Origin of the sequence: Streptomyces sp. NBC_01241, from assembly GCF_041435435.1 — a bacterium.
Taxonomy (GTDB): domain Bacteria; phylum Actinomycetota; class Actinomycetes; order Streptomycetales; family Streptomycetaceae; genus Streptomyces.
Genome location: NZ_CP108494.1, coordinates 8,825,383 through 8,842,910, shown reverse-complemented (window position 1 = coordinate 8,842,910; position 17,528 = coordinate 8,825,383). Strand labels below are relative to the sequence as shown.

Annotated in this window: 13 protein-coding genes and 4 pseudogenes; 6 read left to right on the top strand and 11 right to left on the bottom strand. The window is 67.7% G+C overall.

Going from position 1 to position 17,528, the window contains the following annotated elements:
• Nucleotides 1-42 precede the first annotated feature (42 nt).
• A pseudogene (locus tag OG306_RS40095) lies at nt 43-789 on the top strand (IS256 family transposase); the annotation flags it as partial.
• A 6-nt stretch (nt 790-795) separates the two neighbouring features.
• Here the strand turns inward: OG306_RS40095 and OG306_RS40090 are convergent.
• Nucleotides 796-1,449, bottom strand: a complete 654-nt coding sequence (locus OG306_RS40090) for a TetR/AcrR family transcriptional regulator (RefSeq protein ID WP_266908927.1) — start codon at nt 1,447-1,449, stop codon at nt 796-798.
• Between the two features lie 69 nt (nt 1,450-1,518).
• Here OG306_RS40090 and OG306_RS40085 point away from each other — a divergent pair, with 69 nt between their 5' ends.
• Both OG306_RS40085 and OG306_RS40080 read left to right on the top strand, forming a co-directional pair.
• Nucleotides 1,519-1,944 (top strand): hypothetical protein, encoded by a 426-nt coding sequence (locus OG306_RS40085; RefSeq protein ID WP_266908870.1) that lies wholly within the window; start codon nt 1,519-1,521, stop codon nt 1,942-1,944.
• A 145-nt stretch (nt 1,945-2,089) separates the two neighbouring features.
• Entirely contained in the window at nt 2,090-2,932 is an 843-nt protein-coding gene (locus tag OG306_RS40080; RefSeq protein ID WP_405680158.1) for a helicase associated domain-containing protein, read from the top strand.
• 28 nt (nt 2,933-2,960) lie between these two features.
• Here the strand turns inward: OG306_RS40080 and OG306_RS40075 are convergent, their stop codons facing one another.
• The gene (locus tag OG306_RS40075) at nt 2,961-3,245 is read right to left on the bottom strand and encodes an IS3 family transposase (protein WP_371666311.1); all 285 of its coding nucleotides are present in this window, start codon (nt 3,243-3,245) and stop codon (nt 2,961-2,963) included.
• A 42-nt stretch (nt 3,246-3,287) separates the two neighbouring features.
• A complete protein-coding gene (locus tag OG306_RS40070) occupies nt 3,288-3,923 on the bottom strand; it encodes an IS3 family transposase (RefSeq protein ID WP_371665014.1) in 636 nt (211 codons plus the stop codon).
• Between the two features lie 6 nt (nt 3,924-3,929).
• Between OG306_RS40070 and OG306_RS40065 the strand changes: the two genes are divergently transcribed.
• Entirely contained in the window at nt 3,930-4,097 is a 168-nt protein-coding gene (locus tag OG306_RS40065) for a helicase associated domain-containing protein (protein WP_266908874.1), read from the top strand.
• A gap of 181 nt (nt 4,098-4,278) precedes the next feature.
• On the opposite strand, the gene OG306_RS40060 is transcribed toward OG306_RS40065, so the two are convergent.
• Complete coding sequence (locus OG306_RS40060) at nt 4,279-4,941, bottom strand: hypothetical protein (protein WP_371665015.1); 663 nt, start codon at nt 4,939-4,941, stop codon at nt 4,279-4,281.
• Between the two features lie 180 nt (nt 4,942-5,121).
• The gene (locus tag OG306_RS40055) at nt 5,122-6,678 is read right to left on the bottom strand and encodes a 2OG-Fe(II) oxygenase (RefSeq protein ID WP_371665016.1); all 1,557 of its coding nucleotides are present in this window, start codon (nt 6,676-6,678) and stop codon (nt 5,122-5,124) included.
• 766 nt (nt 6,679-7,444) lie between these two features.
• Between OG306_RS40055 and OG306_RS40050 the strand changes: the two are divergent.
• Together OG306_RS40050 and OG306_RS40045 are read left to right on the top strand one after the other, a co-directional pair.
• A pseudogene (locus OG306_RS40050) lies at nt 7,445-8,958 on the top strand (Mu transposase C-terminal domain-containing protein).
• Nucleotides 8,958-9,734: an AAA family ATPase gene (locus OG306_RS40045; protein ID WP_266908880.1), complete on the top strand. Its 777-nt coding sequence runs from the start codon at nt 8,958-8,960 to the stop codon at nt 9,732-9,734. Before OG306_RS40050 ends, OG306_RS40045 begins: the two are co-directional and overlap by 1 nt.
• Nucleotides 9,735-11,194: 1,460 nt before the next feature.
• On the opposite strand, the gene OG306_RS40040 is transcribed toward OG306_RS40045, so the two are convergent.
• The 6 genes and pseudogenes from OG306_RS40040 to OG306_RS40015 form a co-directional block, all read right to left on the bottom strand.
• Entirely contained in the window at nt 11,195-11,458 is a 264-nt protein-coding gene (locus OG306_RS40040; protein WP_371665017.1) for a hypothetical protein, read from the bottom strand.
• Nucleotides 11,459-11,544: 86 nt separating this feature from the next.
• Nucleotides 11,545-11,832 (bottom strand): annotated as a pseudogene (tpg, locus tag OG306_RS40035) (telomere-protecting terminal protein Tpg); the annotation flags it as partial.
• Nucleotides 11,763-12,101, bottom strand: a pseudogene (locus OG306_RS40030) (hypothetical protein); the annotation flags it as partial. The pseudogenes OG306_RS40030 and tpg, both read right to left, overlap by 70 nt.
• A 299-nt stretch (nt 12,102-12,400) precedes the next feature.
• Complete coding sequence (locus OG306_RS40025; RefSeq protein ID WP_266908886.1) at nt 12,401-14,056, bottom strand: NAD(P)/FAD-dependent oxidoreductase; 1,656 nt, start codon at nt 14,054-14,056, stop codon at nt 12,401-12,403.
• A 42-nt stretch (nt 14,057-14,098) separates the two neighbouring features.
• Nucleotides 14,099-15,790 (bottom strand): NAD(P)/FAD-dependent oxidoreductase, encoded by a 1,692-nt coding sequence (locus OG306_RS40020; RefSeq protein ID WP_266908888.1) that lies wholly within the window; start codon nt 15,788-15,790, stop codon nt 14,099-14,101.
• Between the two features lie 54 nt (nt 15,791-15,844).
• Nucleotides 15,845-17,527 (bottom strand): NAD(P)/FAD-dependent oxidoreductase, encoded by a 1,683-nt coding sequence (locus OG306_RS40015; protein WP_432762222.1) that lies wholly within the window; start codon nt 17,525-17,527, stop codon nt 15,845-15,847.
• Nucleotide 17,528: the final 1 nt, after the last annotated feature.

Below are 17,528 nucleotides of genomic sequence, written 5' to 3'. Positions count from 1 at the left end.
ATCTCCCCTTGGATGTTCGCAACCACCGATCGAATTCAAGGCGTGTATCCGGTCGTCTTCATCGACTGCGTGAACGTGAAGGTCAGGGATGGGCAGGTCGCCAACCGGCCCGTCTACATGGCCTTGGCCGTGACGGCGGAGGGGCATCGGGACATCCTGGGCCTGTGGGTCGGCGACGGCGGCGAGGGCGCCAAGTACTGGCTGCAGGTCCTTACCGAGATCAAGAACCGGGGCGCCCGTGATGTGCTGATGCTGGTCTGCGACGGCCTGACCGGTCTTCCGGACGCGGTCAACACGGTCTGGCCTGCGACGATCGTGCAAACGTGCGTGGTTCACCTCCTGCGGAACAGCTTCCGTTACGCGGCCAGGCAGGACTGGGAGAAGATCGCGAAGGCGCTCAAGCCCATCTACACCGCGCCGACCGAGGACGCCGCCCTGGAACGCTTCATGGAGTTCAATGAGGCCTGGGGAAGGAAATACCCGGCGATCGTGCGGCTGTGGGAAAGCGCCTGGGCGGAGTTCGTCCCCTTCCTCCAGTCCGATATTGAGATCCGGAAAATCGTGTGCACCACCAACGCAATCGAGTCCGTCAACGCCCGTATCCGCAAGGCCGTGAGGGCCCGCGGGCACTTCCCCACTGAACAGGCCGCGCTCAAGTGCGTCTACCTCGCGGTGATGAGCCTGGACCCCAAGGGCACCGGAAGCAAGCGCTGGACCATGCGCTGGAAAGCCGCACTCCAAGCCTTCGACATCACCTTCGACGGCCGGCTCACTGCCGGACGCCGGTAGAAACAATCAACCGAGTCCCACCGTTCGCTGTACAGACCCCGAAGCGTCCGCGTCGTGATCGATGAGGGACATCTCGGATGCCAGAGCGCGGGCAGTGTCGGCGAAGTATTGCTCGTCGGCACCAGGGGCGAGACCGAGGGGGACGCCCTGGCTGAGGCCGACGAACAGTGCCCTGAGCGCGGTGGTCAGGCGTTGTGCCTGTTGCGACGTCACGGTGCTTCCGTTGTGCGGCCTTCCGGTGAACTGCGCAATCAGATGGTTCTCCTGCGACCGGATGGACGTGGCGAGCTGGGACCCCAGGTCTGGGTCATGCAGGGCCATGTCCAGCAAGGTGATCTGGAGCGACAGGCGAGACAACGCGTCCGGAGCGTCACAACTGCGCCGATAGTACCGGGCGAAGGCGTCGACCGCTTCCAGCAGATCAAGTCCAGCGGGAACGGCCTGCTCGATCTCTTCGTAGTACGGCCGCAGGTAGTCGGCGACCAGGGCGACCACCAGGCCGTTCTTGCTCCCGAACAGTGAGTAGATGGCGCCGGTGGTCAGGTCGGCGCGTTCGGCGATCTCCTCAAGCTTGGCCCGGTACCCGTCCCGGGAAACGACCTGGAACGCAGCGTCCAGCAAGGCCCGGCGGTTGCGTTCCTTGGCCTCCGCTCTCGTCATTCTCATAGTTTGATTATTGCCGTAATCTCGTTACGAAACCAATCGGGACGAGCTTCAAGGAGGACGCTCATGGCCCAGGTCATGGCATCGCGGGTGACCCGCCAGACGGTGGGGGCCATCGCCGATGGCGCCTTCAAGGTGCTGCTCGGCACTGTCTGCATCGCCGGCGCTGCCCCGTTCGGCCGGTTACTCGGCACGCCAGCTTGGCTGATGGCTGTCTCAGGCGTGGCCCTGCTGATCGGCGGCGGCATCGAGATCAAATACACGCGCAGCCGGTCGATGCGCACTTACACGCAGCTCATGATTGCCTACGACAGCGGCTGGGTGTTGGCGGCCCTGGCTGGCCTCCTGATGGCATGGCGGGGCAGCAGCGCCGGGGGTGAAGTCTGGATGGGGTACCAGACAGCCGCTCCCATCGTGTTCGCCGCACTGCTGGTCGCCGCTGCCCCTATGCAGATGGCCTCGGACACTCACGCAGAGAACACCGCCCGTTGACAGTGGGGTTGATCGCCGCCCATCCAGACTGAACGAAAGATCCTTCAGCCTTCAGCTCAGCCTGTCCTCCCGAAAGCGCGACACCTCGGATTGAGCGAGACAGCCAACCCATCCCCGTCTCGCTCAAACTGAGGCACCCCAGGTCATGAACTCACGCTGCCTCACCGTCATGCCGGACCTCGTCCAGGCAGTGGGCCGGGCGCTGCGGATGCAGCCGGGCGAGGGCAAGATGGCCTCGCTCGTGGTTCCGGTGCTGCTCGGACCCGGCGAGACGCCGGACAACATGCTCACATCCCGCGCGTTCGGCGGGCTCGCCAAGCTCCTGGAGGCGCTGCGGGCACACGACGCGAGGATCGTGGAGACCCTCGCGGAGCAGCAGGCCCCGAGCCGCTACAAGCCCGTGGAAAGGGACGAGAGCGGAAAAAGCACGGGTGGGATCGGCGAGGGCTCCGGTGGCGTCAGTGCCCCCGCCAAGGCGCTGCTGAAGTTCTCCACGCCCCGCGACCCGGCCGCCCTCACGGCGTTCATCAACCTGCGGGTCCTCAACCCCGAACACGAGCACTGGCGACGCGGCGTGGAGGCCGCCGTCATCTACGCCCGCGAACACGGCGACCTGCGCGTCCCGTTCACCTACCGCGTATCGAAGGGCGAGGAAGCCGAGGGGGTCGGCTGGCCGGCCTCGCTCGCGAACTTCCCGCTGGGGCAGTGGACCGCCGACTGCCGGCGTTTCTACGCCCGCGGGGACATGGACGAGGACCGCATCGCGCAGCTGGAGAAGCTCGGCATGATCTGGTCCCACTTCGACGTCGCGTGGGAGGAGGGCCTGTCCGCCGCCCGTGGATGGGCGGCCGAACACGGCCACCTCCTGGCCCCGCTCGACGCCGCCCACCAGGGGTACAAAGTCGGCATCTGGCTGAAGAACGCCCGCGCCGCCGCCCGGCGCGCCCAGGACCTCGAACAGCGCCAGGCAGAAGGGCTCCCGGTCTGAGGTTCCCCCGCTGTGCGGGAGGTGCTGATTAGCTGTTCAGGGCGGGTTGGCGGGGTTTGACGTTCGCTTGTTCGGTCGTCGCCTGGTTGGCGTAATGCTTCTCTTCGAACTCGATGGGGCTGAGGTAGCCGAGGCGTTTCTGGATGCGCCGGCTGTTGTAGAAGCCGTCGATGTACTCGAAGAGTGCGAGGTTCGCCTCGGCCCTCGTTTCGAAGACGCGGCCGCGGACGCACTCGGTCTTGATGAGCATCCACAGATTCTCGGCGAGGTCGTTGTCGTAGCTGTCGCCCACCGAGCCCATTGATGCCTCGATTCCCGCCCGCAGCAGGCGTGTTGTGAGCTTGATGGATGTGTATTAACAGCCGTGGTCGGCGTGATGAATGAGCTTGCCGGGCTCGACTTCCCGGCTGGCGAGGGCGTACTCCAGCGAGGAGAGGACCAGGTCGGCGTCCGCTCGGGCGGAGGTCTCCCAGGCCACCACGCGGCGGGAGAAGGCGTCCCGGATCGCGGAGAGCCACAGGGGCCCCTCATCGGTGGTGATCATGGTGAGGTCGGTGACCCACAGCCGGTTCGGTGCGGGTGCGGTGAAGTTCCTGTCCACGAGGTCGGGGGCGAGAGTGGCGGCCGGGTCGCGACGGGTGAAGCCTTTGCCGCGTGGGCGGGGGCTGATTCCGTGGAGGCCGGCCTCGCGCATCAGGCGCTCGATCCGTTTGCGGCCGGTCGCGGTGCCCTCGCGTTTGAGTACGGCGTGCACGCGCGGGGAGCCGTAGATGCCCCCGGAGTCGGTGTGGATCTCCCGGATCCGCTCGGTGAGTTCCGCGTCCCGGCGGTGCCGTTCGCACGGCTCGTGCCCGGTGCGGCGCCACCGGTAGTAGGTGGAGGCGGGGATGTGCAGTTCCCGGAGTACGGGCTCGGCCCCGAAGCGGTCCTGGTGCTCGTCGATGAGTTTCAGAACCGTCGCGCCCGCCAGTACTACGAACGAGAGGGGCACCTTCGGGTGCCCAGGGGACACGTCGAACGGATCGTCACCGGCGACGGCCGCGAGAACCAGGAGGAACGAGACCTCAAGCTGGGATCGTGGATCAGCAACCAGCGCAGCAGGGCCGCCACGCTGCCGCCGGAGCGGGTGCAGCAACTGTCCGAGATCGAAATGCGCTGGCCGTAAGCGGCGCCGGACGGGCAGCGGGGCAGGGCAGGGCCAGGGAGGCTCAAACCGACCCGCCGCGTCCAGCCGAAGGCCATCACCCTCGTACCCAAACTGGTTTAGCCATTCAAGCAACGGCATTGCCCGCGCCCTTCGCTCTTCTCGTCATCGCTGTCGGGGAGAGGTACGGATGTGTCACCTCTCAGCCGCACGCCCGGGGCCATTTGTCCCGCAGCCACGCCAGGTCGGTCTCGGCGCGGGTACGGGTCGCCTGTTCACGGGTGAAGACGGCGTCCGTCTTGGTCAGGACCAGAACGTAGGGGCGTCCCTGGCGCCGGGTGGTGTGGGAGACGGGCAGGCCGGCCTGGTCGATGCGGCTGTGGAGGTGGCGGCGTCCGTCCTTCGCGAGCGGCCACTCCATGACGTGGCGGGTACGGGAGGTGAGGAAGGCGTCCAAGTCGGGGCAGAGTCCGCAGCCAGTCCGGCATGTCCCGGCCGGGGTGAGGGACCAGTCGTCGGCCGCGCGTACGGGGCGGGTGAGGGCCGCGGCGAGCCGGTCCTCGCAGTGGTCGGCGAGGGTCTGGAAGGCGCGGGCGGCGGGTGCGCCGTCGCGTATGGTCGTCGGCTGGCGGGCCGCGGTGCGCAGGGCGGGGAGCAGGCATTCCAGGGCGGTGTCCGGCAGGCCGCGCAGCGTGGCGGCGATGGTGTCGGCGGTCTCGGGCCCTGCCGCCTGCAGGACGCGGGCCAGTGATGCGCCGAGCCCCTCCATGCCTGTGCGGCGCTCCGTCTCGCGGCCTACGCCGAGCCAGCTGGTGAGCTGCTGCTCGACTGCTTGCCAGGCACCCTCGGCCAGCGGCGAGGCCATCGCGTCCCCATCGCCGTCGACGGCCCGCAGCGCGGTGCACAGGCCGGGCAGCGATTCGAGCCACGCCGCGCGGCCGGCCCCGGTGTACGCGCCAACCGTGCCGAACCAGCTGCTGACGGCCCCGCGGGCCCACGTCCGTCCGTACCGCGCGGCCGCTGCCGCGAGACCCGGGGCGTGCCGCTAACCCAAGGCCTCCACTCCAAAAGGCGCGAGGAGCATCGTGGCAGTGTCCGCTTCCCGCAGTCCCACCGCGACGGGCAGGGCGGCGGCGAAGAGCGCCGCGGCCGCCTCGCCCGAACCGTGGTGCTTCCAGAACGGGGCGAGCGACTGGGCGAGCGTGCGCGCCCGGTCGAGGTCCCCGGCATCCAGGTGGCCCTGAAGTTCCCGCAGTGCGCCCTCGGAGCCGGCCTCGGCGCGGGCCGTGAACGAGCGCTGCCGGGGCCACAGGACCACGGCGGCCCGCCGGTACCAGCGGTCGAGGGTGTTGCCGTAGTTGCCCATGTAGCCCTCGTACTCGGACTGGTAGGGCGTCAGGTCCTTGTTCTCGGTGGTGGCGCACACCTCGGCGTACGCGACGGGCAGGTTGATCTGCTCGCCGCCGGTGCCGTCCGGGCGGGTCCACCAGCTTAGCGTGATCTCGTCGTCGATCAGCTCGTTCAGTTCGTAGCTGGAGAAGTCGCCGCTGCGGCTGCGCTCGGCACCGGGTTCCCCGTCGGGGTCCAGGAGACATTCACCCTCGCACTCCTCGTCCTCGCAGTCGCCGTAGTGCTCGACCTCGCCGTAGTAGTCGTAGCGGTCGTACGGCGCATGCGCGTCCCAGGTCTCCTTCACCTCGGCCAACGCGAGGACCGCTTCGCAGTCCGTCTCTGCGGCGGCCTGGCGGAGCAGGGCGGTGCGGGTGGCGTCGGCTCCCTTGAGGCGGTCCCAGTCCAGGCCGCGCTGGGTGTACTCATGGTCGAGGAGGTACACGAGGCGGTTCGGGGGCGCGGCCTTCTGGCGGCCGTAGGCGTAGCGCTCTTCGGCCGGCTCGGTGAAGTGTTCGGTCAGGCAGTGGGCCAGATCGGCGACCGAGTCCCCGTCGTCCTCGCCAGCCGGGCGGATGCGTTCGGCGAGGAGGTTCATGGTGAGGGTGACGCGGTAGCCGGACTTGACGGGCTTGACCTCGTGCAGGCAGTCCGCGTAGAAGGCGGCGAAGGTCAGCTTCTCCCGGGACGCCTGATGGACGACGCTGCGGCCGGCGTGCGAGACGACGAGTTCGCCGCCGGTGTGGTGCGAGGGCAGCGAGACGACCAGGGTGCCCACCATGGAGTCGTCCTTCTCGGAGTCCTGGTGCGGCAGGAAGAACTGGCCCTTGCCGTAGACGAGCAGTGCGTGCGGCTCGGCACGTAGGACGACGGTGGGCGGCAGACCGAGCGCGGTGCGGACACCGTCGAGGACGCCGTCCAGGGTGCGGTCCCAGTCGGTGCCGCCGAGCGTGATGCGGTCCGGGGTGATCTCCCAGGTGTCGCGGACGCTGGTGTCGGACAGGGTCTGCTCGCCGCGGCCGAAGGATGCCTGCCGGGCCTGCGCGATCAGTTTCTTGGTGACCGGGGCACGCAGCGGCAGCGGCAGTTCCCCCACCCCGTCGACCTCGATGCTCAGCGCGCGGGCCGACATCTCGATACGGGTGCTGAAGTCCCCGCGCCGCTGTGCGTCGCCGAGCAGCTCCGCCAGCTGCTTCCGCGCTCCGTGTCCCATACTGTTTCGTCCCCAGGGGTGCAGCGTGCCGTATGGCCTGTCCCGGAAACCCTAACGCCGCGGGCAGTCCTTGTTCCCGGGCTGTTGGTCATGCGGCGAGGGCGAGTATGTCGCGGTAGCGGATGGTGTGAACCGTAGGTGATCGCGTTGCTGGTGGTAGCGCCAGTAGGCGTCGAAGTCGCTGTCCACGGAGAGTGGGACGTCCGGGTGAGCGGAGAGTTGATCTCCTTGTGTGCGGACAGCTCATCTCCTTGTCCGGTATGACTTTTCATCCCTCGGACGGCGGTCAGTTGGACGGGGTGAGAGGCTGGACGCCCTGACCGCGGCCACCACAGACATCAACAGCCTCACCACCCGACGCCACCGCACCCGCCGCTCCCCCGCACGTACCCACACATGACCACGTGCCCATAGACGTGCCTGCACCCGGCCGAACCGTCCGAGCAGCACGCCCCGTACCTGGGTCAGTGACACCGGATACGCACCCCGGCCACAAGACGCGGGCGTCGGCGTCCGTGCAGAGCACCAGATCAACCATGCTGGGCGCCACGTGGAGGCACATCTGTACCGGATGACCATGGCTGCTGTCAGTCTTATGCCGATTCACGTCAGTAGGGTGCCGAAGGGCTGCGATACCTGGGGCCTGGAGGGCAGTTCATGCCGTCCGGTTCTCGTGGGAAGGGCCATGATGCAGGGAAGGCGTGATGGTGATCGCGAAAGCGGTCCGGTGGCCGTGTTCCCGCCAGCGTCGGGCCGGGCGGCGGCAATGCCCCGACTGCTGGACCTCGACAGCCGCGGTGAGCTGAGCGCCGCGCATGTGCGCCTGGTGGCAAAGGCGTTGGGGAAGTCGGAGCGGACAGTGTGGCGGTGGCTGGCCGCTGCCCGCGAGGATCACCGCCTCGCACGGGTGGAGGCGCCCCATTTCACGGTCACCACGGAAGTCCGGCGGCTGCTGGCGCTGTGGGGCGGTAACGCCTCCCGAGTCCACGCCGAGCTGGTACAGCGGGCGGCCGACGATCCGAACGCTCCCGCGGTGCCCTCGCTCTCCACGTTGCACCGGGCGATCCGCCGGGACCTGACCCGCGGCGAGCGGGCCGGGCTGAAGAGCGGGGAAGCCGCCCGCCGTGCTCACGACGTGTTCGGGCAGCGCCCGCCGACGCACCGCAATGCGGTGTGGGAGGGCGACCACAAGCACGTGCCTGTCGAAGTCGATGTAGAAGGCGAGCTGGCCACACCGTGGGTGACCTGGTTCATCGACTGCGTCACCAAGGCGATCACCGGGGCCGCGGTCACCGCGCACGCTCCGAGCCGGGACGCGGTGCTGGCGTCCCTGCGGATCGCGATCACCCGCAGCGAGCCGTTCGGTCCGGTGGGCGGGCTGCCGGGTCAGATCCGGGTCGATCGCGGCAAGGAGTTCCTGTGTGCGACGGTCACCGCGGCGATGGGTGCGCTCGCCGTTCCCGTGACCGATCTGCCTGCCTATACCCCGCACTTGAAGGGCTCGATCGAGGCGTTGAACGACGCGGTGGAGGAGATGTTCCTCGTCTCCCTCCCCCGCTACACCGGCCGTCAGAAACTCACCGGTGGCCGGCTCGCCGACCCCGACGCCCCGCCTCTGACGTATGAGGCGTTCGTGGGGCTGCTGCTGGACTGGGTGACCTGGTGGAACACCCGCCACCACCCGTCCGCGTTGAACGGCAAGACGCCAGTCGAGGCGTGGCAGGCCGACGCGACACCGCTCACGGATGTGTCCCCAGGGCAGCTGGCGACGTTCGCCCTGGAGGACGACGGCCGTACGTACACGATCAGCACCAGCGGGGTGCGGTGGCGCCGCCGGGACTACCTCGCCCCTGGATGAACGGCCGTACCGGCACCAAGGTCTCGGTACGGCACCTGCCCCATCACGACGACACCATCGAAGTCTTCGACGCCACGACCGGCCGCCACCTCGGATCGGCGTTCCTGGCCGCTGCGGCGAGCCGGGAGCAGATCCGCTCCGTCCAGGCAGCACGGACCGCGGCCGCCCGGCGGCTCAAGGCCGATCTGAAGGCCGCGGAGAAACTGCGCCGCCAGCGCTTCGAAGCCTCCACCACCGCCGCCCCGCCCAGGCCTCTCACCTCCCCGACCTCCGCGCAGGCCGAAGAGGAACTGGGCGCAGCAGCGCAGACGGACCGCCGCGCGCTGGCCCGCCCCGGTCTCGTTCCGCACGGCCCCGCGCCCGATACCTGGGCCCGCCCGAAGCCCCCGCGCACACCTACTCCTGATGAGGACCAAGGCTGATGATCGCTGATCTGGACTACGGGCTGCTGCCCGACGAGAGCGAAGACCACTTCCTGGGCCTGGAGCAGGGGCAGTTGGTCGGCACCGACACGCTGCTGACCACGCGGGACAACATCGAGGCCGTCATCGAGGCGAAAGCCATGATGTGCGTCTACGGGCCGGCCGGATCCGGCAAGACGATGTCGGTGAACTCAGCACTGCGGCATCTCGCCCCGGACATCACCCATCGCCTGGAGCTGCGGGCCGGACCGACTCCCCGGGACATCCGCCACGGTCTCTTCCAGGCGCTGGGGCTGCCGGGTGAGCCGCCGGCCCGCCCGATCGAGTTCGACACCCTCCTCAAGGAGGCGCTCGCCGAGGAGTTCCGGGTCCTGGTCTGTGACGAGGCGCAGTGGATGAAGAAGACCGGGTTCGAGTTCTGGCGCCATCTGTGGGACGACAAACGCACCAACATCGCGGTGATCTTCGCCGGGGGCGACGGCTGCTACAAGGTCCTGCGCCGTGAGCCGATGCTGGCCTCCCGGATCTTCATCTGGCAGGAGTTCACCCGGATGTCCAAGGACGAAGTGAGGGAGACGATCCCCGCCTTCCACCCCGTCTGGGCGAACGTGGACACCGTGTTGATCGACGCGATCGACAAGCAGGCCGCCCACGGCAGCTTCCGCAACTGGGCCAACATCACCACCCACATCCTCGCCGGCATGAAGAAACTGAACCTCATAGAGGTCGACGAAGACCTCGTGCGCTGGGTCTACAGCAAAATCGGCGGCATGTAGTGACCATCGGCGGCCCACCACCGGTCACCGTCATCCACGACAAGGACGACCACCCCGCATGGACGGCCGCCGCGCATACCGCACACGAACCCGTCCTGGGTCGTCTGACCGTCGACCCCAGCCCCGCCAACGGAGCACCCGCCGCCCTCGCCCACGACCTCCTCTACGCCCTGGGCAAACGACTCCCCCAAGACGGAGAAACGTACGGGACATGGGCCGACTCCCAGCGCCCCGCCTGGGACGCCGTCGCCACCTGGATACTCACCCACCGCACCGGGCACCTCATCGTCTGCCGCACCGACCGCCTCACCACCACCCGATTCAGACAACTGCTGACCCTGCGGGAACGGTGCGGTATCCGCCTCACCCTCCTCTGGCACCGACCGGCCGGCCTGGCCCTGAGAACGCTCCTCGAAGAAACCCCGCACCACATCATCGAGACCCTCCCCCAGGCCCGTATCGCTCTTGACCGGACAGACCCCTCACTGACCGGCACGCGAAACATCGGACAGCAGCGGCACATCGAACCAACCCCTCGCCAGGACGACGGGCAGTGGATCAGCCCTCAGACGCCGCCCGCCGGCATGGTCATAGACCGTCCCGCACGCGCCCGGTGCCAAAGCGCACCCGAGCTCGCCTCCACAACGAGCGGCGCACCGTCCGCGCGAGGGCGTGACCACACACCAGCAGACGTTCTCGCCGCACGGCTGACCACGGTGGCACACCCCCTGCACGCCACAGCGCTGACCATCCACGCGGTCACCGGGGCAGACATCGTGGCCTCCCCCAAGGTGAAGGTCAACCAGGGGTCCTGTTCGGCTCGGTCATATGGTCTCCCACTCGCTCGGGGGCTGAGTGATCAGTCGAGGACGCCGATCTGTCGATGGGCCTCGATGTCTCATCTGGCCGTGGACGCGGGTTGTGTCTCTCGGAGGGTTCAGGAGGGCCTCGATCTGTCTTGCTGTGGCCTCGGTGGTCGTGCTGAGCCATGTGCGGCTGGTGCCTCGGAGGGGCGCCTGCACCGGGAAGCAGCGGTGGAATTCGGCGATGGCCTGTGTGACGACGTGGAGGTCGTCGCTGTGCCTACACATGACCGAGACAGAGCCGTACACGCCTACAGAAAAGCGGGACTGCCTACACCTCACAGAGACAGGACACCCGTCCCCAACTCTCAGCACCCACCCCCTGCCAGCACAGCCCTGACCAGCAACAACACACCCATGCTGTACCGACCGGCAACAAACCGACCCGCATCATCACCAAAAACGTCAGCACGAAATCGGCAACTGTGTCACCACCCGAACTACTCACCGCGACCATCTGAACAGCACAAACACCGCAGCTACCGCACTGACATCACAATGCCGAACCACCACCGCCAAAAAATCGCAGATCATCAGGCAGTTTCCGCAGGGGAAGAAGCATGAGCGTCAGGCATTCGGGGTCGTGGTAGTGCTCGATCAGCAGCTGCTCGGCCGGTCCACGTCGCCGCCCGCGGTCTCCAGGACGGCACGCACCGCCGTGAGGGAAAGCCGGTCGTGGAAGATCCAGTGCTTGTCGCCGAGCAGCTGGTAGAAGGCATCGACGGTGTCCGCCAACTCACGCATCTGCGTCTCGATCGACGCTGCTTGTTCCCGGCCGGCCTTCCCGAGCAGACGCAGCAACTTCAGCTGCCGGTCCAGTTCGAGGAATGAGGGAAGATCGCGAGCTGATTCGTAGGACATGCGGCCGATCGGGGTGTGCACCATGACCGCGTTTGGGAAAGCGCTGGTCAGCCGGTCGGCGGCCTTCTGCCCGCGGTGGGAGGAGCCGTTTCCACGGTGATCCCGCCGGTCTCGGCGGCCTGCTTTCGGCGGCGCTTGCGGACCTGGGACTGCCGACGCGAGCGTACGGCGGCGTTGATCTTGTCGGCGATGGCCTTGGGCGGGTGCTTGCGGTCGCCTTTGAGGTAGCGCTCCACCGACCGCTGGCTGACCCCGAGTTCCTGGGCGACGGCCCGCGTGCTCTTGAGTTGCTTTATCAGGTAGCCTATCTGGCCCTTGAGGGTCTTGGACGGTTCCTTCGTGAACGTCTCCTGGCCGGCGCTGCCGGCGTCCACGGCTCTACTCGCCTTCGTCGAACTTGGCGTCGTGGCCGTCGCCCTTGATGGACGCCTTCGACCTTGGCCAGGCCCGGCGTGGGACCGAGGCGGAAGGCGCCCGGGATCGGCTTGCCGGAGGCGCTGTAGGGCAGGAAGTTAAGCGGGGAGGGGCCGGGGCTCGGGTAGACGACGCAGTCGGACAGCACCGCGAGCGGGAACAGGCCGGTGAACTCCGCCATCTTGAACATCTTGCGATGCATGTTCACCCGCGCCTTACTGATGACAACTGACGGGCCTCGCCCCGTTCCTCTTCGCCAGCCGGGAGGTCAAGTGTCAGGGGCAGCACCGTCGAGATCGTCTCCATGACCGTCTGGCGGGCCACGCCGTGCCGAGACGGCCAGGAACCTCGGCAGCCTGTCGCCCACCCGGTGAGATCGCGGCGGATCGCCTCGAACAGCTGGTTCACCGTCTCCGCCGAGCCTGGCCTGTATTCGCCTGCGGATCACCATCGGCAGAGCCGGGCGCAACATGTCCCAGAGGTTTCAACCCTCTGGGACATGCTGCTGGGGGATGATGCGCCCGGGCGTCAGTGCATAGCCGACGGCGGAACGTTGGTCAGGTTCTCCTTCGTCAGCATCGTCCGGAACTCCGCCGGGGCGACCGTCTTCGTCCAGGCCAGCGCCTTGAGCCGCTTGGTGAGGGTGAAGTGGTAGTAACGGTCGTCGGGGTCGGCGAAGCCGTAAAGAGGCGGCGTGAACGGCGCATCTTCCAGAGCCTGCCAAATCCGGCTGGCGGCGGCGCTCGTGGCGAGTCGGCCCGCGCGGATTTCCTCGGTCCACGCGAAGGTCTGCTCCAGCAGCTCTGGCAGGCCGCGGGGCAGTGCGAACCAGAATGCACCCTCGCTCAGCCGATGCGTCGGTCGCCAGTCGCCGTTGCTGAGAGCGTGGTTGCGGGTGCTCTTCAGCGACAGGGCCGCCAGCATCGACCACAGCAGCCACACCCGGCTGAACGCGTTCCACAGTCGGAAGTCTCGCGCGGCAATCTGGGCGGCAGCGATGATCCGGTCGTTGAAGGCGATCAGTTCCGCCTGGAAGGCGGCCACCGGAGCGAACCGCTGCGGGGACCAGTCGTCCGTCCGGGCCGCCTGGAGCAGTACGGGTGCAAGGGCATAGACCAACTCGGCCGCCATCGTGACGTCCCGGGAGAGGAACATGTCGTTGCGGCTGGCCGAGCGCTCGAACAGGAAGTGCCGACCGCCCACCGTCGGGGAGACGGTGCGCTGCCACACGTCGTCGGTGCTCCACGGTGTCGTGGCGACCGCGCCGGAGAATGTCTCCCGAAGCTGCGGGAACCGATCGATCAGTGACCGGAACCCGGCCTCGGGGTCCTTCGGGAGGTCGCCGAAGACATCGGGGTCGACACTCACGGCGACCGAGGCCCGCTGAGTGCCGGCCTCGGGGTGGTTATCGAAGTGGGCGACCTGGATCCAGCCGCCGTTGAACAAGTGGCTGATCGTGCCCGCCGACCAGGGCGACGCCTTGGGGTAGTTCTCCAGCGGCACCGCGTCCTCGAACTGTCGCAGCCCGCTGAAGTGCGCGGTCATCACACGGGAACGGGCACGCATGTCCGCCACCGGATCCGGTCCACCGAGCCTGGCGATGATCGGCGACTCCATACCGATCGCGTCCACCAGATAGCGGGCCTGATAGCGGACTCCGTCCGCGGTCGTGACGCTCACACCCGTGTTGCCGGGAAGCGGCGCGATGTCGGTCATCCTGCTGCGGTGCCGCGGCACGCGGGCGCCGTATTTGCGCGCCACCTCGTGTGCGTACGCGTCCACGTCCGGGCGGAACATGTGCCACTCGGAGTGCTCACCGGGCACGTTGAACTGAACCGTGTGAGCGGGGTTCTGCAGCTGCCCGGGCTGGTGGTGCAGGAAGCTCAGGCTGCGTTTGACACCACTGGTGCGCCTCACCGAGTCGGGCAGGTCGCAGGTGAGCCCGAACGACGCGATCTCTGGGACGTCGAACCGCCTGGCCAGGGTGAAGAAGACCTCGGCGGTGTACGGGACGGTGGTTTCCCCGGCCGGGGTCACGGCGTCTACCTCGGCGTCCACCAGCAGGACTCGCAGTCCGTGCCGGGCCAGGACGGCCGCCAGCAGGTTCGACGCCAGATGGGCTCCGACGAGTGCGATGTCGTACTTCTCTTCAGGGTCGGCGAACTCCTGCCGGCCGATATTCATGTGTTCTCCTCCACTAGGTCGCCGATGACGGACTGAGCGAGATCAGAACAGCTTCTTCCCCCGAAGCCTCGCCTTCGCCACCGCACGCGCGTTCGCGGTGAGCATGCGGGCCACCTGGGGATCCCCCTCCTTCACGGCCCAACGGACGAGGTTGAACATCTTCTTCGGCGTCGGAACGATGAAGCGGACCTCGCGCTCGGCCAGTCCGAAGCCCTTGGGGAAGTAGTCGGCCTGTTGGATCTCCTCGTACAGCACGTCGGCAGCTTCGGCCGCGGATGTGGTGCCCGCTTCGAATGCGTCGGTCTGCTTGACCATCAGGTTGTGCAGTTCGGCGAAGCCGTCGTTGTCGGGCCAGTACAGGCCGACGTGCGGGACGTCCTCCAGGTTGACGAAGTGTTCGTCACGGCCGTCCTCGCGGAACCTGGTGAGCGACTCCTGCATCCGGTAGGTGCCGGCGTTCGCCCCCCAGCCCCAGATCCGGAAGATCGCGCTCCATAGGCCGTAGTCGGCCCAGGAAATGAACGCCGCGTTGACGAGTTCGTCGTTCACGTCGAGCATCGACTGTTGGAGCCGGTCGACATGGGCGAACTGCTCTGCGGAGAAGTCGTCGTCCTTGAACGCTCGCAACAGCCGGTAGGCGAGGATGTTGATCGCCTCGCAGGTGTTGGACAGGCCCCGCGAGAACAGCGGGTCGATGAACCCCGCCGCGTGCGAGAGCAGCGTCCAGCGATCACCCACGGTGGCGCTGGAGGAGTACTGCAGGCGGTCGGTGGAAACCCACTCGCGCACCGGGATGGCACTCTCGAACTGCCGGGCGATGTCCGGGAAGGGGGCGCAGAGCCGGGCGAAGTCCTCCTCGGGGCTCATCCCGGGCACTTTGGGGTAGACGCGCGGGTCGACCGTCATGCCGATGCTGCACAACGGGTTCGTCGACCACTTGTTGTTGTCGAAGCCGATCACCCAGGCCCAACCCCGCTCGAACATGTGGTGGACCGTGCCCTCGTACCAGGGCAGTGGCGGCCGCAGCTCGGGGTGGATGTGGTCGAACAGTTGGTCGGTGGGCGTGACGTTCAGCGCGTGGTTCCACAGCGACCGTGAGTGGTGCTTGAAGCGCACCGGGTCCTCGCGCAGCCCGAACTTCTCGGCCACCGGCGAGCGGAAGCCGGAGGCGTCCACGATGTGGCGCGCACGGTACTCGCCGCGTCGGCCGCTGAGCGTCACGCCCGAGCCGTCGAAGTCGATGTCGTCGACGAGGAAGTTCTGCCGCACCTTCGCGCCGTACTTGGCGGCCACATGGAACAGATACGCGTCGACGTCCTGCCTGAAGTAGTGCGCGGCCTCGTGCAGGACCTGCGGCGGGGTGCCGAACTCGTTGACCTCACGAGGATTCTGCGGGGCGCCCTCGCGGTGCAGCAGGAACCCGAAGTGACGCTTGACGCCGAACCGTGCGCCCAGGGTCTTGGTCGTCTCGGTGAACGACGCCAGCGCGGATATCTCCGGAACGTCGTAGCGCTCGGCCAGGGTCCGCAGCGTCAGCAGCGTGTACGGGATGGTCGACTCGCCGATGGCGAACCGGGGGTGCTGTCCACCGTCGAGCAGCAGGACCTTGGCGCCCTGCCGCGCCAGGATCGCCGCGAGGAGCGAGCCGGCCAGGCCGGAGCCGAGAATCGCCACGTCATAGGTGACGGTCTCCGCAGCGCCGCCGTCCACACCCTCGCCTGTTGTTGTGATCACGTCAGCTCTCCTCGTTCTTCGTTCCGTCGTGGTCGGTCGTGGTAGGCAGCGGGATCACCGGCGGCCGGGCCGGGACACCATGTTCCGAAGACGTTCCTTGACGAGCCCGCTCATGGCGCCGTGCATCAGCTCGCCGACCTCCTTGGGAGCCTCGGTGCCCGCCCAGCGGGCGGCCTGGGCCATCTTGGGCGGCGTGATGAAGACGTAGCGCTCTTTCGGGTCACCGATCCGGAACGCCGCGGGTACGTAGTCGGCCTCCTGGAGCACGCCGAACAATCGGTCCGCCGCGTCCTTCGGGGCCAGCGCCCCCTCGTCCACCTGGAGGCACAGCTCCAGCGCCGTGAAGCGCATCTGGTTGTACGTCTCGCTGATCGGGAACGGTGATCCCGGATACCGGGTCTGCTCCAGGTCGCGGAAAATTTCGTCCCGGCCGTGCGTGGCGAACGCGAAGTACGCGTTCTCGAGCGAGAGCGCCGCCAGAACGGTGCTCAGCGCCCAGGTGCGGAAGACCGCGTTCCACAAGTCGTAGTCACGGAAGGCGACGAACGAGGTATAGACGAGGTCGTCGTGCACGTCGAACAGGCCCTGCTGAAGTTCTTCGACGTACTGGAACCGTTCCATCGCCCAGTCGCCGTCCCGGGCGGCGTCGATGAGCCGCCAGGCGAGGGCGTTGACCACCTCGAACGAGTTGGTCAGGCCACGGGAGTAGAGCGGGTCGATGAAGCCGGCTGCGTGCGAGGTGAGGCAGAACCGGTCGCCGATGACCTGCTTGGATGAGTACTGCAGTCGCCCTGTCGCCACCCACGGACGGGCGGCCCGGGCCCCCTCGAACTGCGTGGCCACATCCGGGAAACGCTGGAGGAAGGCGTCGAACTCCTCCTGCGGTGAGGCGTCGCCGGCCGGGTGGACCCGCGGGTCCAGCGTTAGGCCGACGCTGCACAGGGGGTTGAGGGAGTCCTTGTTGTTGTCGAACGGGATCACCCACAGCCACCCGCCGTCGAAGACGTGGTGCAGCGTGCCGTCGTGCCACCGACTGGGCTGGCGGTGCAGGCCTCCCGACATCGTCTCGTCGTACGGCTTGACCCCGACCATGTGTGTGAAGACCGACCTCGAGTGCGTCCGCGCGCGGGTGGGCTCCTCGCGCAGACTGAGCCGGTTGGCCAACGGCGAGCGGAATCCGGAAGCGTCCACGATGTATTCGGCGTGGAACTCCTCGCCGGACTCGGCGCTCAGGACCACACCGGTGCCACCGTCGATGTCGATGTCATTGATCCGCACCCCGGTCCGGGCGTCCGCGCCGTACTGAAGCGCGACGTTGAACATGGACGCGTCCACGTCCTGACGGAACAGGTGCGTCTCGGTCTGCAGCGCCACCGGCAGGACCAGCTGGTTGGCCTCGGACGGGTTCTGGGCGTGTCCGGGGCGGTGGTAGACGAAGCCGAAGTTCTTCTTCCAGCCGCAGTTGCGGGAGATGTTGTCGCGGATGTCCTTGTACGTGGCGAGGGACGCGATCTCCGGCACGTCGTACCGCGCGGAGATGAGCCGTACCAGCGCCGAGGTGTACGGGATCGTGGACTCACCGACCGCGAACCGCGGATGCGTGCCGGCGTCCAGCAGCAGTGCCTTCACCCCGTTGCGGGCGAGTACCGCCGCGAGCATGGACCCGGCGATGCCGGCGCCCAGGATCGCCACGTCGTACCGCTCCCGTGGAATGGGCGTTTTCATGGGCATGCTCATG